The sequence below is a fragment of the Clostridium punense genome, from assembly GCF_017874425.1.
GTDB lineage: Bacteria > Bacillota > Clostridia > Clostridiales > Clostridiaceae > Clostridium_J > Clostridium_J punense.
In genome coordinates, this window is sequence record NZ_JAGGLL010000001.1 from 221,336 (window position 1) to 238,457 (window position 17,122).

Annotated in this window: 15 protein-coding genes; 2 read left to right on the forward strand and 13 right to left on the reverse strand. The window is 32.5% G+C overall.

From position 1 onward, the window contains the following. Positions 1-173: 173 nt before the first annotated feature. The 12 genes from J2Z44_RS01005 to J2Z44_RS01055 all read right to left on the reverse strand — a co-directional run bounded on the left by J2Z44_RS01005 (position 174) and on the right by J2Z44_RS01055 (position 13,242). On the reverse strand, positions 174-386 hold the full coding sequence (locus J2Z44_RS01005) for a hypothetical protein (protein WP_021284361.1): 213 nt from the start codon (positions 384-386) through the stop codon (positions 174-176). A 559-nt stretch (positions 387-945) separates the two neighbouring features. Beyond that, on the reverse strand, positions 946-1,449 hold the full coding sequence (locus tag J2Z44_RS01010) for a flavin reductase family protein (protein ID WP_021284360.1): 504 nt from the start codon (positions 1,447-1,449) through the stop codon (positions 946-948). 320 nt (positions 1,450-1,769) lie between these two features. Then, positions 1,770-2,678: an AEC family transporter gene (locus J2Z44_RS01015; protein ID WP_021284359.1), complete on the reverse strand. Its 909-nt coding sequence runs from the start codon at positions 2,676-2,678 to the stop codon at positions 1,770-1,772. 29 nt (positions 2,679-2,707) lie between these two features. Further along, entirely contained in the window at positions 2,708-2,830 is a 123-nt protein-coding gene (locus J2Z44_RS21735; RefSeq protein ID WP_021284358.1) for a hypothetical protein, read from the reverse strand. A 480-nt stretch (positions 2,831-3,310) separates the two neighbouring features. After that, positions 3,311-4,381 (reverse strand): ornithine racemase Orr, encoded by a 1,071-nt coding sequence (gene orr / locus J2Z44_RS01020; protein WP_209649281.1) that lies wholly within the window; start codon positions 4,379-4,381, stop codon positions 3,311-3,313. Further along, positions 4,378-5,706, reverse strand: a complete 1,329-nt coding sequence (locus J2Z44_RS01025) for a GlmL-related ornithine degradation protein (RefSeq protein ID WP_021284355.1) — start codon at positions 5,704-5,706, stop codon at positions 4,378-4,380. Before J2Z44_RS01025 ends, orr begins: the two co-directional genes overlap by 4 nt. A 55-nt stretch (positions 5,707-5,761) precedes the next feature. Next, a complete protein-coding gene (gene oraE / locus J2Z44_RS01030) occupies positions 5,762-7,939 on the reverse strand; it encodes a D-ornithine 4,5-aminomutase subunit OraE (protein WP_021284354.1) in 2,178 nt (725 codons plus the stop codon). Then, positions 7,939-8,301 carry an ornithine aminomutase subunit alpha gene (locus tag J2Z44_RS01035; RefSeq protein WP_021284353.1) on the reverse strand — a complete coding sequence of 121 codons (363 nt, stop codon included), beginning with the start codon at positions 8,299-8,301 and terminating at the stop codon, positions 7,939-7,941. The genes oraE and J2Z44_RS01035 overlap by 1 nt, the downstream gene beginning before the upstream one ends. Before the next feature lie 148 nt (positions 8,302-8,449). After that, positions 8,450-9,862, reverse strand: coding sequence for a 2-amino-4-oxopentanoate thiolase subunit OrtB (gene ortB, locus J2Z44_RS01040; RefSeq protein WP_031271714.1), 1,413 nt, complete (start codon positions 9,860-9,862; stop codon positions 8,450-8,452). A 22-nt stretch (positions 9,863-9,884) separates the two neighbouring features. Continuing rightward, positions 9,885-10,184, reverse strand: coding sequence for a 2-amino-4-oxopentanoate thiolase subunit OrtA (gene ortA, locus J2Z44_RS01045; protein WP_031271713.1), 300 nt, complete (start codon positions 10,182-10,184; stop codon positions 9,885-9,887). Positions 10,185-10,425: 241 nt separating this feature from the next. Continuing rightward, positions 10,426-11,472 carry a 2,4-diaminopentanoate dehydrogenase gene (gene ord, locus J2Z44_RS01050; RefSeq protein WP_021284350.1) on the reverse strand — a complete coding sequence of 349 codons (1,047 nt, stop codon included), beginning with the start codon at positions 11,470-11,472 and terminating at the stop codon, positions 10,426-10,428. Positions 11,473-11,883: 411 nt separating this feature from the next. Next, positions 11,884-13,242: a sigma-54 interaction domain-containing protein gene (locus J2Z44_RS01055; RefSeq protein WP_209649282.1), complete on the reverse strand. Its 1,359-nt coding sequence runs from the start codon at positions 13,240-13,242 to the stop codon at positions 11,884-11,886. Between the two features lie 607 nt (positions 13,243-13,849). Between J2Z44_RS01055 and J2Z44_RS01060 the strand changes: the two genes are divergently transcribed. Then, the gene (locus tag J2Z44_RS01060) at positions 13,850-14,617 is read left to right on the forward strand and encodes a threonine/serine exporter family protein (RefSeq protein ID WP_021284347.1); all 768 of its coding nucleotides are present in this window, start codon (positions 13,850-13,852) and stop codon (positions 14,615-14,617) included. Positions 14,618-14,619: 2 nt separating this feature from the next. After that, entirely contained in the window at positions 14,620-15,069 is a 450-nt protein-coding gene (locus J2Z44_RS01065; protein WP_021284346.1) for a threonine/serine exporter family protein, read from the forward strand. A gap of 728 nt (positions 15,070-15,797) precedes the next feature. On the opposite strand, the gene J2Z44_RS01070 is transcribed toward J2Z44_RS01065, so the two are convergent. Continuing rightward, on the reverse strand, positions 15,798-17,099 hold the full coding sequence (locus tag J2Z44_RS01070; protein ID WP_021284345.1) for a helix-turn-helix domain-containing protein: 1,302 nt from the start codon (positions 17,097-17,099) through the stop codon (positions 15,798-15,800). Positions 17,100-17,122 lie beyond the last annotated feature (23 nt).

Consider the following 17,122-nt stretch of genomic DNA (forward strand, 5'->3'; position numbering starts at 1 on the left):
TTGTCTAATTCCTCCTTTATCAAATAGGTCATATCTTTTTAGCCAGTTTAAATACATACCTTAGTATATTTCTTTATAAGAACACATAAATATATAATAAATAAGCTAGCATTCCTGCTAGCCTTTGACTTTATTATTTAAAATTAAATGTAGATCTTGCCAATTAGATCTTTCTAAGCTTCCTTGACCTTCCAGAAAGATTTTTTCCATTGCTTTAGTCTTTGATAAGATTCCTCTTTTATTCCGCCTATAATCTCAAATGTAATTCCTAAAGCAAAGGTCATTCCTACAATAAACTCAGGAGTATTAAAGAAAATATTTTCTACTCCGGAAAGTGCAATTAGTAATAACCCAATTTTCATTTCTGTCCTCATATTATTAACCACAGTATCACTCCCTTCTAAAATTAAACATAAATGTATTCTCAATACAGTTCTTACTTACTTTATATTATCATTTCTTCTTATTTATTTCAAACAAATCTTGTAAGTAGTAAATTTAAAGCATAACACTTATTTTCTTTCCCCCCCACCTATAAAATAAATGTCCCTTCAACTTCATTGCTGCCAAAAATAATATAAGCCAGATTCTACTTATTTTAGTGTCCTTTTGCTACTTGAAAAATAGTCAATGTAGCCCAAACCTGCATAAACACTATATATTGTTATATTCTTTTCTTTATAAGAAGACATAAATATATGGCGAAATATTCTTATATGGTTATAAATATAAATTGAAATTAATACATAAACATATATTTTTATAGCCCTGAGGGTTCATTGTTAAACTTTCACTATATGGAAGATGCTTATCTTTATACTACATCTCCTTATTATCGGTTGAGTTTTACTATTGTAACTCTATGAAATAAAAAAGCCAGCATCTCTGCCAGCTCTTAGTTTAGTATTTTTCATTTACACTCTATTAGTGTTATGGTAAGATTTCTTAACTTCTATAGCTCTCTACAATTTCTCCATAGTAAATTGTATGGTAATCACCTGCATCATAGCATTCTTCTTGTATATCCTTGCTTAGAAGGTTTGGATCCATTGCTTGTTTGTAAACTATTTTACATTCGTAATGAATCATATCCACTCCTCCGATTATTGGAGTTTCCACAAGTTTTGATGGCATCAATTCTAAATTACATTCTTTAAACTTATCCATATCTCTTCCTGATTTTGAACCAACAAAGCCTAGTTCTTTTCTTAGGTTATTGTTTACTGGAACACTTACAGTAAAGCTTTCTGCTTTTTCCATTAAGTCAAAGGTATATCTAGATTCTCTCACTAGTACTGTAAATATTGGTCTTCTCCATTCAAAGCCTATGTTTCCCCAGCTAATAGTCATTGTGTTAACTCTGTCTCCCTCCTTCACTGTAAGAAAGGCACCTACCTTATGTAGGTTTTCCATAGCTAATTCTAAGTTTTCAACAAATTTTGCACTCATTTTTTTCACTCCTTATATTTATAGTGTAGATTTTCACTGCACTAATTTATTTCTCTAAAATGCCTTATGCAATGTTTAAGCAAATTATATCATTACTTATAAATAATTTTAATAGTTATATTTAGTTGCTTTTATTCATATTTAATTCCCAATTAATTTTAGATTTTCCCAATTAAATTACCCTCTATTAGGTTGATATTAAAATTTTATAACAAACGACAATTCCTGTCATTAAAATAAATACTTTCCTATTTTTTAAAAATAATTCTTGTATAAGTTTATTTTTTCTTGAAGGTCAGCCATACGCTTTTTAACCTGAATTATAATAAAGTAACTATTATTAATGGTATTGTAATTACTGAAAGTATTGTGCTTAAAAATACACATTGAGAAGCATACTCAGCATTCCCCCCATACTTCGAGGCTATAATTGGAGCCATTACTGCTCCTGGCATTGCAATTATTATGACGCACACTCTTGTAAGTTCTCTGTCTAATCCTAATGTGGTCATAACTAAATAAACTAAAAGAGGAGCAACTATCAAGCATATAAAAGAACCTAGATATATAGTCCAATCAGAAAGCACTTCCTTAAAGTTGGCGGAAGACAGCATAGCTCCTACTATTAACATGGATATCGGTGTAGTTGTATCTCCCATTAGTTTAAGAGTTTTATATATAGGAGTTGGTAACTTAACTGGAGAAATAAACAACACTAATCCTAGGCAAACAGCAATAAAAGCTGGATTTTTCAATACTTGTATAAAGGATCTCAAAGACTTTTTGCCACTATATAGGGATACACCTAATGTCCATACAAAAGCATTAAACACCATATTAAAGATTGCTCCATAAAACACACCCACATCTCCAAAAATACTTTGAAGCACTGGGTACCCCATAAAACCCACATTGGAAAAAGTGGTTATAAATCTTAATACTGGCTGTTTCTCCTTGGAAGCCTTAAAGAAAATAACTTTGCTTAAAGCATATAGCCCTAAGTGTATTACTATGGAATAGATTACAATTTTCTTTGCACTATCTAGTAAGTTACTGTCAAATTCTAGGTTGAAGGTACTAACTATTAAAAAAGGTAAGGTTATATTAAGAAGCAAACTGCTTAACCCCTTCTCCACTTCCTTAGTAATAAACCCTCTTTTAGTTGCATAAACACCTACCAGCATCATTAAGAACAATATTATCACTTGATTTATCACATCAATATTCATTTTTCTCCTCCCCTTTACTTATTATAATGTTAAATTTTGCTCATTAGTTTTATTCTCATTGGTAATTGATAACTTTTGTCGTACATCCCTTCTATAAAAATCCCTGTAATTCCCATAATTTGTTTTAAGATTTTATCTTTTAACTCCAGCATACTACAAATTCCCACCTAAAAAATCATGGAATTTAAGCAGCATTCTCTGTTAACATACACAGTTTTCCCAGGAAATATATAGAGCTCTATGTAAATAAATGGAAATATGTTGAAATTTATTTCCTGGAAAATATGTCCCATTATCCAACAGACAAATTTCTTTATTTAGAACCTAATTCTTTATTTAAGAAAGAAGAGCCACACTTCCTCACAATATTAAATAACCAAAGCTGGAATTTGAAATACCCCAAAACTATTCTTGGTTGCTTTACCGACTAATACAAGGTTAAATAAAGGCCTTTTGGGGAAATCTTTGCCTTCTTTCACTTATTATAATATATTAGTTTTTACGGTTTTACCACTGTCCCATGTTCTAAAAGTTTCAGTAAAAAAAATAAAACTGCTGACAAAATACTATTGTCAACAGCCTTATTACTACCTATTTATCAAAGCTAGTTTTATCCTACATAATGATATTTATTATCCTACATAATATTTACTTACATAAGGCGAGGTCATAGCTTGTAGTAAGCATCCATAGTCCATATAAAAATCTACTACATCTCCTACTCTATAGTCATATTTACTTTCAGTTACATCTAAAATTAGATGATCGCTACTAGCACCTAAAACTCTAATTCCATTATCTAAAGGAGTTATTCCATCCACTTTAATATCCTGTCTTCCAAGGGCAATAATTGCTCTTTTTATAACTCCTCTATCCTCAAACTTTGGAACCTCTCCAAAGGCATCTAAGCCTATTTTACCTGTAGGTACAGAGGGTTTATTTTTAATTTCTATGATTTCTCCTTTAAGAACAAAGCAATCCTTATGGGCATTAGGAACTTCCTTTCCATAAGCAGTTTCTCTTCCTAGTACTATAGACTCCCCAAGTCTTAATTGATTAATTCCCTTTGGCATAGTGTTATCCATTACCATATAAAGACTGCTGGAGTTTCCTCCTGATATAATTGGAAGTTTTATTTCTAAAACCCTCTCAATTTTCTCCTTAATTGTAATGAGCTTGCTTAGGTTTTCTTCATCAGGTAATACACCCCCGTAACAGGTTAAGTTTGTTCCTACTCCTACTAGTTCTATATTAGGAAGTTTATTTATTTCCTTTGCCGCATCTAAAACATCGTATTCTAAGACTCCCTCTCTTAAATCCCCTAAGTCTATCATCAATATAATCTTATGAATCTTATTTGCTCTTTTTGCTGCTTTTGATAGCTTTTTTACTGTTTCAACCTCTGAATTTAAGGATATATCTGCATACTTAACCACAGAAGAGGCATCACTTTCCATAGGAATTCTAAGAAGTAACTTTTCACACTTTGCTTCATTCACTCTCTTTAGGTTTGAAAGTCTTGAATCTCCTATAACCTTTAATCCACCTTCTATCATGGAATTAACTATAGGTTTTTGTGCACAAAATACCTTTGTAACTCCAACTACATCTATACCTAATCTTTGGCATATTTCAAGAATTGTTGATGTATTGTGTTTTATCTTATTTAAATTAGCTTCTATACAGGGATAGCTCCTCTTCATAGCTTAAGACTCTCCTTTAATAAAGTAATTGCTGCTTCTTTATTTTCTCTGCTTAAAACTCCTGCGCAGGCCATAATATACATATTATCTATAAGCACCTTGGCTTCCGCTCTTGGATACATGGTTAAATCCTCTTTAATTTCTTTTATTCCTTCAAGGGTTTCTTCACCCTTTGGAAGTCTTGTTAAAGCTCCACCAGTACCCACGATATATTTCACCATGGATAAATCCTTCCCATAGGCTAAGAAATTTTTTCCTGCCCCATAGACTCTTTTTATATATCCAACATGCCTGCTGATTGCTACTTCCACAGCTTTTTTAGTTAAAACTCCACTCCACTTTCTCTCTTCTTCCGTAGCTGGAATTGGCTTAATTTGATTTTCTATATATTCTTTTGAGTTTCCTTCAGTTTCATGGTGTGTTAAAAGTTCTATTACGTTAATTCTATTAACATAAACCCCAAGGTCACCTTCTACAGTTCTTTTTGCCTTAGGCTCTGGAGTTACAAGGATGTCTAATACCTCTAAACTTCCCTCTGTAACTGAATGTACATCTGTAGTAGCTCCCCCAACATCAAAAACTAATACATCCCCAAGGACATCATATAAAAGCTTGGTAGCTTCCATTACGGCTCCAGGAGTTGGCATTATTGCTCCATCCACCATTTCTTTGATTTTATCCATGCCCCCAGCCTTTACAATGTTTTTCTCAAAAGCATCTTGTATCATAGCCCTTGCTGGTTCCACATTTAATTCATCCACTCTAGGATAAACATTCTCTATAACATAAAGTTCTTTTTCTTCAAATATTTCCTTCACTTCATCTACATTTGCACAATTACCGCAGTAAACCACTGGAATTCCAAGATCTGCTTCTGCTAAAACCTCTGAATTGTAAAGTGCAGTTTCTCTTTCACCGTAGTCTGTGCCACCTGCAATCATAATTAAATTTGGACTTATTTCTCTTATCTTTTTTATGTCAGATTTTCTAAGCCTTCCAGCTGTAACCATCTTAATAATGCCGCCAGCACCAAGAGCAGCTTCTCTTGCAGCTTTTACTGTCATATCTTGAACTAAGCCATGGACAGTAATTTTTAGTCCCCCAGCAGCACTACTGGTTGCAAGCATTCTACCATAATCTAGCTTTTCTCCTAAGGCATCCTCAATTTCCTTTACTGCATTTTTTAGTCCAATGGTTACATCCCCTTGCAGCACAGAAGTAAAGGCTTTTCCTTGTCCAATCACTTCTACCCCATTTTTAAAATTAAAGGCCGTAACAAGGGTAGTAGTACTTCCAATTTCCGCAATTAAATACTCTACCTTCATAAGCACACTCCTATGATTAAGGGCATACAGTAATTTTGTATGCCCTTAGTTTATTTTATTTTTCTTCTTTCATTAAAGTTTCAATGATGAAGGAAGCTACATGGTGTCCCTTGCTTCCACGGCCAAAGCCTGCATCCATACCGTTCGCTACAGCAATTTCATTAGTAACTTGAGTTCCTCCACAAGCTAATATAAGCTTGTCTCTAACTCCTTTTTCTATACAAAGGTCATTTAATTTTCTCATGTTCTTCATATGAACATCGTTATGAGTAATAATTGTACTCATTAAAATTGCATCAGCCTTTGTTTCAATAGCTGCATCAATTAACTTTTCTACTGGGCAAGAAGTTCCAAGGTATACAGCTTCTATACCGTATTTTTCTATTCCTCCATGCTTAATGTCAATTACTTCTCTTAAGCCAACAGAGTGCTCATCTTCTCCTGCAGTAGCTGCCACTACTCTAATTGGACGATTCTTAACATATTCTCTCATTACATCATCTGCAAGAATTTCTTTAACCTCTGGAAGTTTTAATTCATCTCTAACAATTTTAAAGTTAACTCTTCCCTTAATCTCAACTAGAGTTCCTTCAGCATCTTGCATTACTTGCTTATGGATAATTTCCACGTCTGTTAAGTTCATATTTTTACCCATTTCAAGAGCTGCTGCTTCTGCAATTCTTGGATCTTCTGGAATAAATAATGTTACAGATACATAACCATCTTTTTTCCATTCAACTTCTGGAACAATGGTTCCATCTTCTTTAACTTTTTCCATTCTCTTAATAACATTATCTTCTTCATCTAATTCATCAATGTAAACAATCTTGGTTCTATCGCAGAAAGTACATCCTTTTATTGCATCACAAGCATGCTCATATTTTTCTGGTACATTGTTGTAACCAAAGTGAGCACAAACTGGTGCAAAGTAATCTTTATCTCTTGGAACTACAGTATCTACTGCAAGTCCTCCATCTATTTTACGAGCAATACCATCACCGTTTCTTGCTGGATATTCTCCAGAGTCAACGAAGAATCCATCTTCAACTGCTTTAAAGTATCCGCCATTTTCAATGATTTCCTCTAAGAATAATACAGCTCTTTCTTTAAGCTCTCTAACTTTTTCTGGTAGGTATCCTTCTTTTTTAAGTTCTACCATATCCATTAAGCCATCCATACCAATTAAGGCTTGTTTTGCAGTATTTACTGCATGGATGTTATTGTAATGCCATGGCACGTTTCTTCCTTCATCAGGAGTAATTGTACTTTGGATATCTGCTGAAGTAAGCTCAGAGATTAATAAGTTTAAGCTGTGAGTTACTGTAGCCTCTCTTGTACAAGAGTCCATGTACTTAGTATTCATTTGAGCTCTCATTTTATAATTTCTAAATAAGTCTCTTAGTGCCACTGCATAAGGTAAGTCATATCTTAAACATGGAGCTGGTGGCGCTGTTGGTGGTACTGTTGAAAGAGCAATATTACTTGGCTTCATTCCCACCATTTCAGAGTATTTAGAGTTTATAGCATGTTGAACCATAAGCTCTGGCATTACCATATAACCCTTCATTGCTGTTGCATTGGCATTATGAGCTCCGTCTATTTGAAGCATATCTGCCCAAGCCATCATGTGCTTAGCAACAGCTGCATCTACGAAAGATCTTACCATGTTAATATTTCTGTATAAAACGTTGTATTGTGGGTCTTGGTGAGCACCGTTAACTCCCTCTTCAGCAAACATAACTGCTATATCAGGACCTGCAACCCCTGATACATAAGAGTGGAAGTTAATTTCTCTTCCAACTTCTTCTTCTATTAAATCAATAGCTTTTCTTGTAGCTCTTACTTCTTTTCTTGTAATTGGAACTCCACCAATTCCTTCTGGTGAACCTTCAATTAATCCATCATAATGGCTTTGTCCAGCAGTTCTGATAACCATGATGTGGTCAGCTCCATGCCATGCAGCCATTCTCATTCTTCTTATATCATCTTCAAATCTTCCTGAAGCAATTTCTGTAGTGATTACTGGTTTTGGTTGAGGATCTATGTTGTTAAAGCTTCTTGCTGATGGAAGAGCTTTACTATTTTTAAGTGGTTTTGTTATTTCTCTATATTCAAATTCTCCCATTGGTTCATTGTGAGCTTCTCTCCAATGCCAACCTCTTCTTTTTGGCTCATACTTATCTAAATCTTTAAGTATCTCTTCCACATTTATTTTTTTGTTTTCTTCTAGCATTATTTATCCCCCCTAAATAATCCTGATACTTCAGCCCAACCTTTACCTTCTCCTAGTTCACGGCCTGCATCTAAGTAGTTTATTCCTTTTAGCTCTGCATACTTTAAAACCACATTTCCCATGCCTTTTCCTAAAAGCTTTGCTTTCATACCTTCTTGAACTATTTTTGAAGACTCTATACTTGAAAAACCCATTCTTAAAAGTACAGATCTTTCTATAGATGATGAAGTATTGTTATGAGCTAAGTCTACCATTGGTGTAACTATTTGCTCAGTTAGTGCCCAAAATCTTTCATATAATTGCTCATCAGTTAGATTTTTTAAATGTTCTCTTCTTTTTTGAAAATCATCTTCTCTTTTCACTGCTTTTCCCCCCAATTATTTATTTAACAACATTTTGGAAGCTTTAATGCTCCCATCTTCTTTTAGTGGCAGTTGCTCTGACTATTTAAGCTGCTTTAGTAGCAGTACAAATTAGCTTCCAAAGTTGTGAACAAAATGAACTTGTTCATTATTTAACGAAAATGCCATGGCTCGAAAGTATATCTATTACTTCTACCTTGCTTAATTTTGTTTCTTCACATAGGAAGTCTACATCAAGAATATCTACTGTATTGCTGTCTAACTTTTTAATGCTATTTTTAATAAGTGATTTTCTATATCCATTCAGATCCTTATCATCTATTTGAAGCATTGCTGGACTTTCTGGAAGCACAATATTTTTGCCTGGAACCTCTGTCTTTGGATCTCCTTTAAGAATTTCTATACCATTGTTTTTTGCAAAGGTAAGTTGAGGTAAAATGTGCTTTCCTGCTCCAGTATATTCTGTTTCTTGAATTACTATAATTTCGTCATCTTCCATCTCTTGAGCTATTACAAAAGCTGCTGCAAGAGAAGTATTTCCTGCTGGCCCTCTTTCTAAGCCTTCTAGTTGAGCAAGAAGCTCTGTCATATAGAAAACCTGTCCTTGAGCTACAGTTACATATCTATCTAAATATCTAAGTGGTCTTGCTGCACTTCTTGGTACATCACTTCTATCTGGCCAAACCATAAATGGAATTCCAAAGCCAGTGTGGCCAGTAGTGAAGGATTTTCGGTTAAAGTCCTTATCACTTGCCATATGAAGTCCTTCTAAATTTACTGAAGCTCCTACTAATTTAGTGCTTGTAGCTCCAGCTTTTATAAGACCTCTTGCTGTACCAGTTACGTTTCCACCACCAGCATGGGTAGCAATTACCACTTCTGGGTCCTTGCCAAATTTCTCTCTACATTGAGTTGCAATTTCATAACCTAAGGTTTCTACTCCTGCAATTCCATAGGAAGAGTATAAAGATGCATTGTAGAAGCCTGTTTCTTCTAATACATTTAAGTACGTATAGAAAAGCTCTGGTCCTACAGTTAGTTGAAGCACCTCTGCTCCTAAACCTTCACATTTTCTTCCCTTTTCTAGAATTTCTGGCTGACCTACTTTTTTAGAGTCATAGCACTCTTGAACGATTATACATTTTAACCCCTGCATAGCTGCTTGAGATGCTACCGCTGCTCCATAGTTTCCTGAGGTTGCAGAGGCAACTCCCTTATATCCTCTTTGCTTTGCATCATAAACTGATACTGAGGCTCTTCTATCTTTAAAGCTTCCTGAAGGATTACAGCTTTCATCCTTTATGAAAATTCTAGCTGCTTTTCCTGTTTTAGAAACCTTTCTTGCTAAAGCTGTAATATTTTTTAACTCTAGAAGAGGTGTGTTACCTACCCCAACTTCTCTTTGAATTTTCATGATGTCACTTAAGGAATATCCAGTGTCTCTCATCATAGCTTCATAATCAAAAGCTAAGGCTCCTGTTTCATACTTACTAAAGTCAATACCAACTGACTTTATCATTATTTCATTTTTTCTCTCCATGAGAGCTTCATATTTATTCACCTTATTCACCTACTTCCTTACACTATTTGAATAGCATTTCCTTTGCTTGCTTTCCTACATAAGCTATCTCACTTACATACCTACCAAAGTCATGGGTGTAAGCTGGTTCTACTGCTGTTACTACCCCTCTAACTTTTCTTCCACTAGGAGTTTCAATTTCTGTCTCTTCTCCTAAGCTACATTCTGTTGTAGTAAAGCCTCTAACCCACATCATAAGTGGAGTGATTTTTGTTTCCTCTGGTATAACAGGTGATCTATCCTCTGGATCTAAAACTTTGTTTGTTATCTCAACGAAAGTTCCTACCTTAATCAAGTTATCCACCTCCAAATTTTTAATCTATCTTTTATTTTTAACCATGCCTTCTCATAAACTCTCAATTTATACTTAACTGAAAGTGACTTTATAATATGCTTCCTTGAGCAAATTTCTCATATATTTATAAAAATTACTCAAGGAAGTTTAATTTAAAATTATTATTAACTCTATATTCCTTAGAGGCTTTTACCCTTAAAGCCTTTTAATTTCATTTTCTATATTAATGATTTAAATTTAAAACTATATATTATCTCTTTATAAAAGTTCTAAAGTCTCCCATAATAGCTCTTGGTACTGGTAAATCTATCATTGTTTTTAAGCCTGGATCTGCATTAATAACATGTGGAATCATGTTAACGCACATAGCAATAGTTCCAAGCCCTCCATCTACTTCTGGTTTAATTGACATGTTAACCTCTGGAGTACCTTTTATAGTGATATAATCTCCGGTAAAAGTGCCTTCCATTTCTGGTTCAATTTGTTGTGGATGAATCATATCAATTTTAACTTGTCCATCTACATATCCTTGTCCAGTCATATTAACACCTGCTACATCTCCAGCTGCTGCAAAACCAAATGGTGATTTTCTATCTACAGATGTAACTATTGGAGCCATTTGTTGCTCAAACTTATCAACTTTCCAGCCAATAGCATCCGCAATCATATTAATAGACTCAGAGAAACCAACATGTCCTGCTAAGCTTCCATCAGCAACTCCTCTATTGAAATCATCTACCTTCATTCCAACTCCTTGCTCTTCCATAACTGCTGGTCCGAATGGTGAAAGGCTGTTTACTCTCTTAGCTTCAATATGATCTACATCAGTCATGCAGCCTGTTAAGCAAACTACTAATAAATCCATTATTAGTCCTGGGTTTATTCCTGTTCCAAGAATAGAAACTCCATTTTCTTTAGCAATTTTATCAAGTTCTGCTGCAATTTCTGGATTTTGAGCTTGTGGATAAGCCATTTCTTCAGCAGTTGAGATTACATTTATTTTTTTCTCTAAAACTTTCTTTAATCTTGGGAAAGCATTTTTAGTGAAAGAATCTGTTGCACAAAGGCATATGTCACAGCACTTTTCAGTTAGTACTTCATCTATGTTAGGATTTATTATAACCTCTGGCTTTTCTCCTCTTTCAATACCTAAAACATCATAAATACTTCTACCAGCTCTTTCTGGGTGTAAATCACATACTCCTACTATATCTACACCTTTTTTCTTTAAAAGCATACGAGCCATTCCACTTCCCATAGCTCCAAAGCCCCAAATTGCTACTTTAACGTTTTCCATATTAAAAATCCCCCTTAGAATTTATTTTTTCATATACTTTATATATACAGCAATTTCCGTGCCAACTATCAAAGGGAGTTTTAATAGAAATTTTCTGTACTTATAACATTTATTTTGTATAATATTCTAAATATTTTAAACAAGATTAATTAATTATTTATTTGACTGCAAAATATTTTTCACCTTTTAAAGAAGAAAAACAAGTTTTATTACATTTATTCCAAAATTAAAAGGGTTAGCGCATATTTTTTTGCACTAACCCTGCCGAATTTATGGCACTTATCTATATTTTATAATTATTCGCCCTATTTTGAAAATTATTCGCCCTATTTTGAAAATTATTCGCCAATATTTTAAAATTCTTTTATATCTTATTATTTGATTTTTATATTAATTATATTATTTAATTGGTTAAAGATTATATTTCTTCAGTTTATATTGGAGATTCTGTCTAGATATCTTAAGCTCCTCTGCTGTTCTAGTAATATTCTCTCCATTTTTCTTATATATTTTCGTTATTACAGACCTTTCAATCTCTTCTAAATAATCATTTAAGGATAAATCACCAGTAAACTTACTATCATTATTCATATCTCCTACTATGGTAAATTTATTTTCAAAAAATTCTTTTGTTAGTATTTCTCCATCATCTACCATATTCATTGCTGCTTCGATAGTATTTTTAAGTTCTCTTATGTTTCCTGGCCAGTTATACTGTTGAAACTTATCCCAAACCTCTTCACTAAGGTTTTTAACATTTTTTGATAAAAGTCTATTGTAATAACTTATAAAATATTCAGTGATCTCCTTAATATCTTCTTTTCTTTCTCTTAGAGATGGGACATCAATTCTCATTACACTTAATCTGTAATAAAAATCCTTTCTAAGTTTTCCTTCTTTTATAAGATTTTCTGGCTCTTCATTTAAGGTAGCTATAACTCTTACGTCAATGTCAATGATTTTATTGCTTCCTACTGGTCTTATATATCCATCCTGAAGTACTCTTAAAAGCTTTGATTGAAGATAAGGTTCCATAGAGTTCACTTCATCCAATAATACAGTTCCTCTATGAGCTTCTTCAAAGAGTCCTTTTTTATTTTCGGCCCCAGTAAAGCCTCCCTTCACCGTTCCAAAGAGCATCCCCTCTAAGAGAGCACTAGGTATAGCAGCACAGTTTATAGCAATAAAGGGCTTGTCCTTACGAATTCCATTGTAATGGATACTTTGAGCGAAGAGCTCCTTTCCTGATCCTGTTTCTCCATAAATTAATACAGAAGAATTTGAAAGGCTTGCTTTCACAGCTTTATTAATTTCATTTCTTATTTTAGGGCTATTGCCAATAATATCTTTAAAGGTATAATTATTTTCTTTTTCTTTCATAGCACTTTCAAGCATGCATATTTTTTCATTTAGCTTTTTTAACTGAGTCATATCTCTTGCAATTTCAATGGCAGCTACAGTCTTATCCCCAATAATCACAGGAATTGTGGTGTTAATAGAGGTTATGTTCTTACCATGATTATTGCTATATTGTTGAACAACATCCTTAAATTCCTCTCCATTTTTAAGGGCATTCATCAGGGTAGAAGTTCCCTCCATCTCCTTTAGGTATTCATAGACCTTTTTACCCAGAACCTCTTCTCTTTTTAACCCTTCCATTGTGGCCATGGACTTATTATAGTAAATAGTCTTTCCTTTGCTATCCACTACATGAATACCTTCTTTTAAGTTATTGATAAGATTTTCCAAAATTCCTTCAATCTTATTCATTTATATCCCCCATTTTTATAATGCCAATTTTAGACATCTTCAAAAAATAAATAAGTCAGTATGCTCGTCTATTTTGTGCTATACTGCGCCAAAAATTTCCTTGCCTAACTCAAAAACCCTTCACATCTTTGACTTATTTTTTACAGATGCCTCATACTCCAATTATAGTTATTTGAATCTAATTAATCAATGAATTCCTATGTATAAAATTATCTATGTCTTAGCTTTTATATTATGGGGAATCAAAGTCAATACCTAACCTATAGATGGCTCCTACTGTGGCTCCTTTAAAGTTTTTGCGAGATGAATTTACACCATAGGGAAATTGAACTCCCTATGTAAAACCCTGTAATATTATAAGTAAATCTTAATATTCTAACAGATTACATTTTCTCAAGTTTTTGATATATAATAACATTAGCACTGGCTTAATGTTTAAAATAACATGTTAGTACTTTAAATATTACGCCTAAAAGCTTTTACTTTCCCCTGCTATAGACTATTTAATAAATTTGAATAGTTATATAAACAAGACTTAAAGCTAAATTTTGTATCCTTATATAAACTTCGAATTAAAATTGCTATATATATTATAGGAGGATTTTTCATGTATAATGATGAAATTGTTCACATAGCCGCAGAGGCAGGAAAAATAATGCTTGAAAATGGTGGAGAAACTTATAGGGTTGAACAAACTATTTCTATGATTTGTAATGCTTATAATATAAAATCTACAGAAAGCTTTGTTACTCCTACCGTAGTAATGATTTCAATTACTAACCAAATGGGAGAAACCACCACTGTTATCAGAAGAATAACCTCAAGAACTGTAAATTTAGAAAAGATATCTGCAATTAATAATCTTTCAAGATCTTTATATTCAAGCCCTCTTTTAATGAAAGACTTAAAGGATGAGGTAAAGAAAATAGAAAGCCAACAAAGATATAGTGAAAAGGTTTCTGTTTTTGCTGCTGGAATTACCACTGCTTTCTTTTCCTTACTGTTTGGTGGCAATATTAGAGACTTTTTCATTGCTTTTATTGCTGGAATCTTAATTACTCTTTTAAGTAATTTTTTAAACAAATTGGATGTTAATGGTTTCTTTATTAACGTGCTTGGTGGCGCACTAGCAGCTCTTATAGCATTAGTTTTTAGTTCCTTATTCCCCGGATTCAATGTGGATAAAATTATAATTGGTTCCATAATGCTTTTAGTGCCAGGCCTTGCTATTACTAACGGCATAAGAGATACCATAGCTGGAGATTTATTATCTGGATTATCTCGTTCTTTAGAAGCTCTTATGATTGCTGCAGCCATTGCGGCTGGCACAGGTATTGTATTTAAAATTTGGATATACATCTTTGGGGGTGTTTAATTATGATAAGTGTTCTATATGCTTTTATTAGTTCCTTAGGGTTTGGAATTTTATTTAACGTACGAGGAAAAAACTTAATTATAGCCTCTATTGGTGGCGGTGTTGGATGGCTTTTTTATCTTTTAACTAAAAACTCTACTGGCTCTGAAATTGTATCATTGTTTGTAGGTTCTTTAGTAATAAGTATATACTCAGAAATATTTGCAAGAGTTATGAAAAATCCTGTAACTATTTTCTTAATATGCGCTCTCATTCCACTGGTTCCTGGAGGAAGTATGTACTACACTACCTTCGAGGCGGTGCAAGGAAACATAGATAAATCCATTGTACTAGGAATTCAGACACTTTTTAATGCAGCCTCCATTGCTGTTGGAATAATTCTAATTTCAACTATAAGTAGAATTATCAATAGATTAAAGTTTAATAAATTACAGAAACTAGGAAAAAGGTAGGAACCTAGCAAGATACTTAAATCTTGCAAGGGTTCCTTTTCTTTCTACTTTTAAACTTTAAGTTTTCTACGCTTTATTTTTCTTAGTGAAGTTTAATTTGCTTATCTCAAAAAAATCTTAAGTTAACTAAACTAGTAGTAATATATAGGTTAAATCTTGGATTTCCTTCCTTTTGTATAATAAATGACTCTGATGGTCACAAATAGTTAACAATAAGTTCTTTATTTTAGTAGTATTATTTCTTGCAATACACCTTTAAACAGTTATTACATGTTTATTTTTTAACTTCTTTCTTTTGAGCTGTAAGTTTGCAGAATTATCAAAATAATTTTGTTGCAAAATCTCTCTGATTAAAATTTAAAATTAAATATATTAAATTTTTTTTTGTACTACTTATTTTTATTCTGATTTTCCTTCATTTGAAACCTAAGAGTTTTTTTATTCAGTTACAATAAATTTACTTTTTCGTCATGAAGCTATATTTGCATATAAGCTTATAATTATTATATATATGTTTTAAATTTGATACTATTTTTCACCTTTATTTGTAAAGTAATTTCATAACTTATTTATCAAGAGTGCTTAAAATAAACAAAAGCTAGGGAATATAAATTCTCCTAGCTTTCATGTTTAATTTATAAAGAATGGGAGTTAACATTTAAGTGCAAGAAAGCAACTTCAATAACTAATACTTTTAAAAAAAATTATTAAACTTAAGATTTTTTCTTTTAGCTTTCTAAAATAAAGGTTAATAGGTTATCTATACTTTCCCTATCTTCAACACTGTTATAATACTTAATTAGCTTAGCTATATTTATATTATTTTTAGCTATTAACCCATGGGAAATAAGTTCCAATACATTATTCTTAAAGTCATCAATATTCTCTGAATTATTTTCAATTAAAAGAAGATTAAAATATTCATCTAGTGCTTTATCTAACACATGGGAATCTCTTTGTTTTTTGCATAAGCTTATTACTTTATCATAGCATTCTTTTGCTTTATCTATATCCTGCAATAGCACTAAAGCTGCTCCAATTTGAGTATATATCCTAGGGCTATTAGGATTATTATCTAAATCCTCATATTTATTAATTTCACCTGTAATTTTCTTTAAATACACCTTTATATTTTTATAATCTTTAAGAGCTGAGTAAATATCTAGCATATTAGTTAAAGTTGTTATCTTTTTCTCTAAATCACTATCTTTAACTTGTTCTAACAAGGTTTTACTTAGCTTTATGGCACTATTAAATTCTTTTATTTGTCTAAGACAATGAACTCTAAGCATGTTAACTTCAAAAAGTTCTTCTACACTTTGCTTTGAAAATATATTTATGATATTTTCAGTTTCTTCTATTGCCTTATGATACTCCTTAAGATGCACATAAGCTAGTATATTGTTCAAAAGTAGCTTACGTTTTAAATCCTTTGATAAATGTTCCTCATATCTTAATGCAAAGCTGTTGAAATGAAGAGTTTCTTCGTATTTCATAAGCTTTAAGCACAGTACACCTATTTTTTCACTAACCTTAATTAAAGCTATGGTTTCATCTATACTAGCTGCATTTTCTAAAGCCTTAATGTAGTAGGTGTAGCTTTTATCATAGGATCTTTGCTTATTGTAAATATCACCAATTTTTTCATATAAAGCTAAATTCTTTTCTGCCTCTCCATATTTCATACAGAAAAACTCTATATGATCTATCTCTTCTATGAGACTTTGGGAAAATTCATTTTCATTTGTTGATAAAAATTCAATATACTCATCTGCAATTTTATTTGATTGCTGACTAACATCCTCCAATAAGTAGCTTGCCTCCACAGAGAATTCTATTCCTCGCTCCTTACAGATTCTGTTTATATTATCTGCTATTATTTGTGCCACGTTAGGTGTAAGATTAGTCTTATTGTTTTCAATTATACTTATAAGTTCTCTTGTTATTTCCCCACCAGTAATATCTTGTTGTCTGATTTTAAAGCTTTTTCTTATTCTTTTTATTTTTTCTCCTTGTGATAAAATCTCCATAACTTATTCTCCTCATCTAAAAA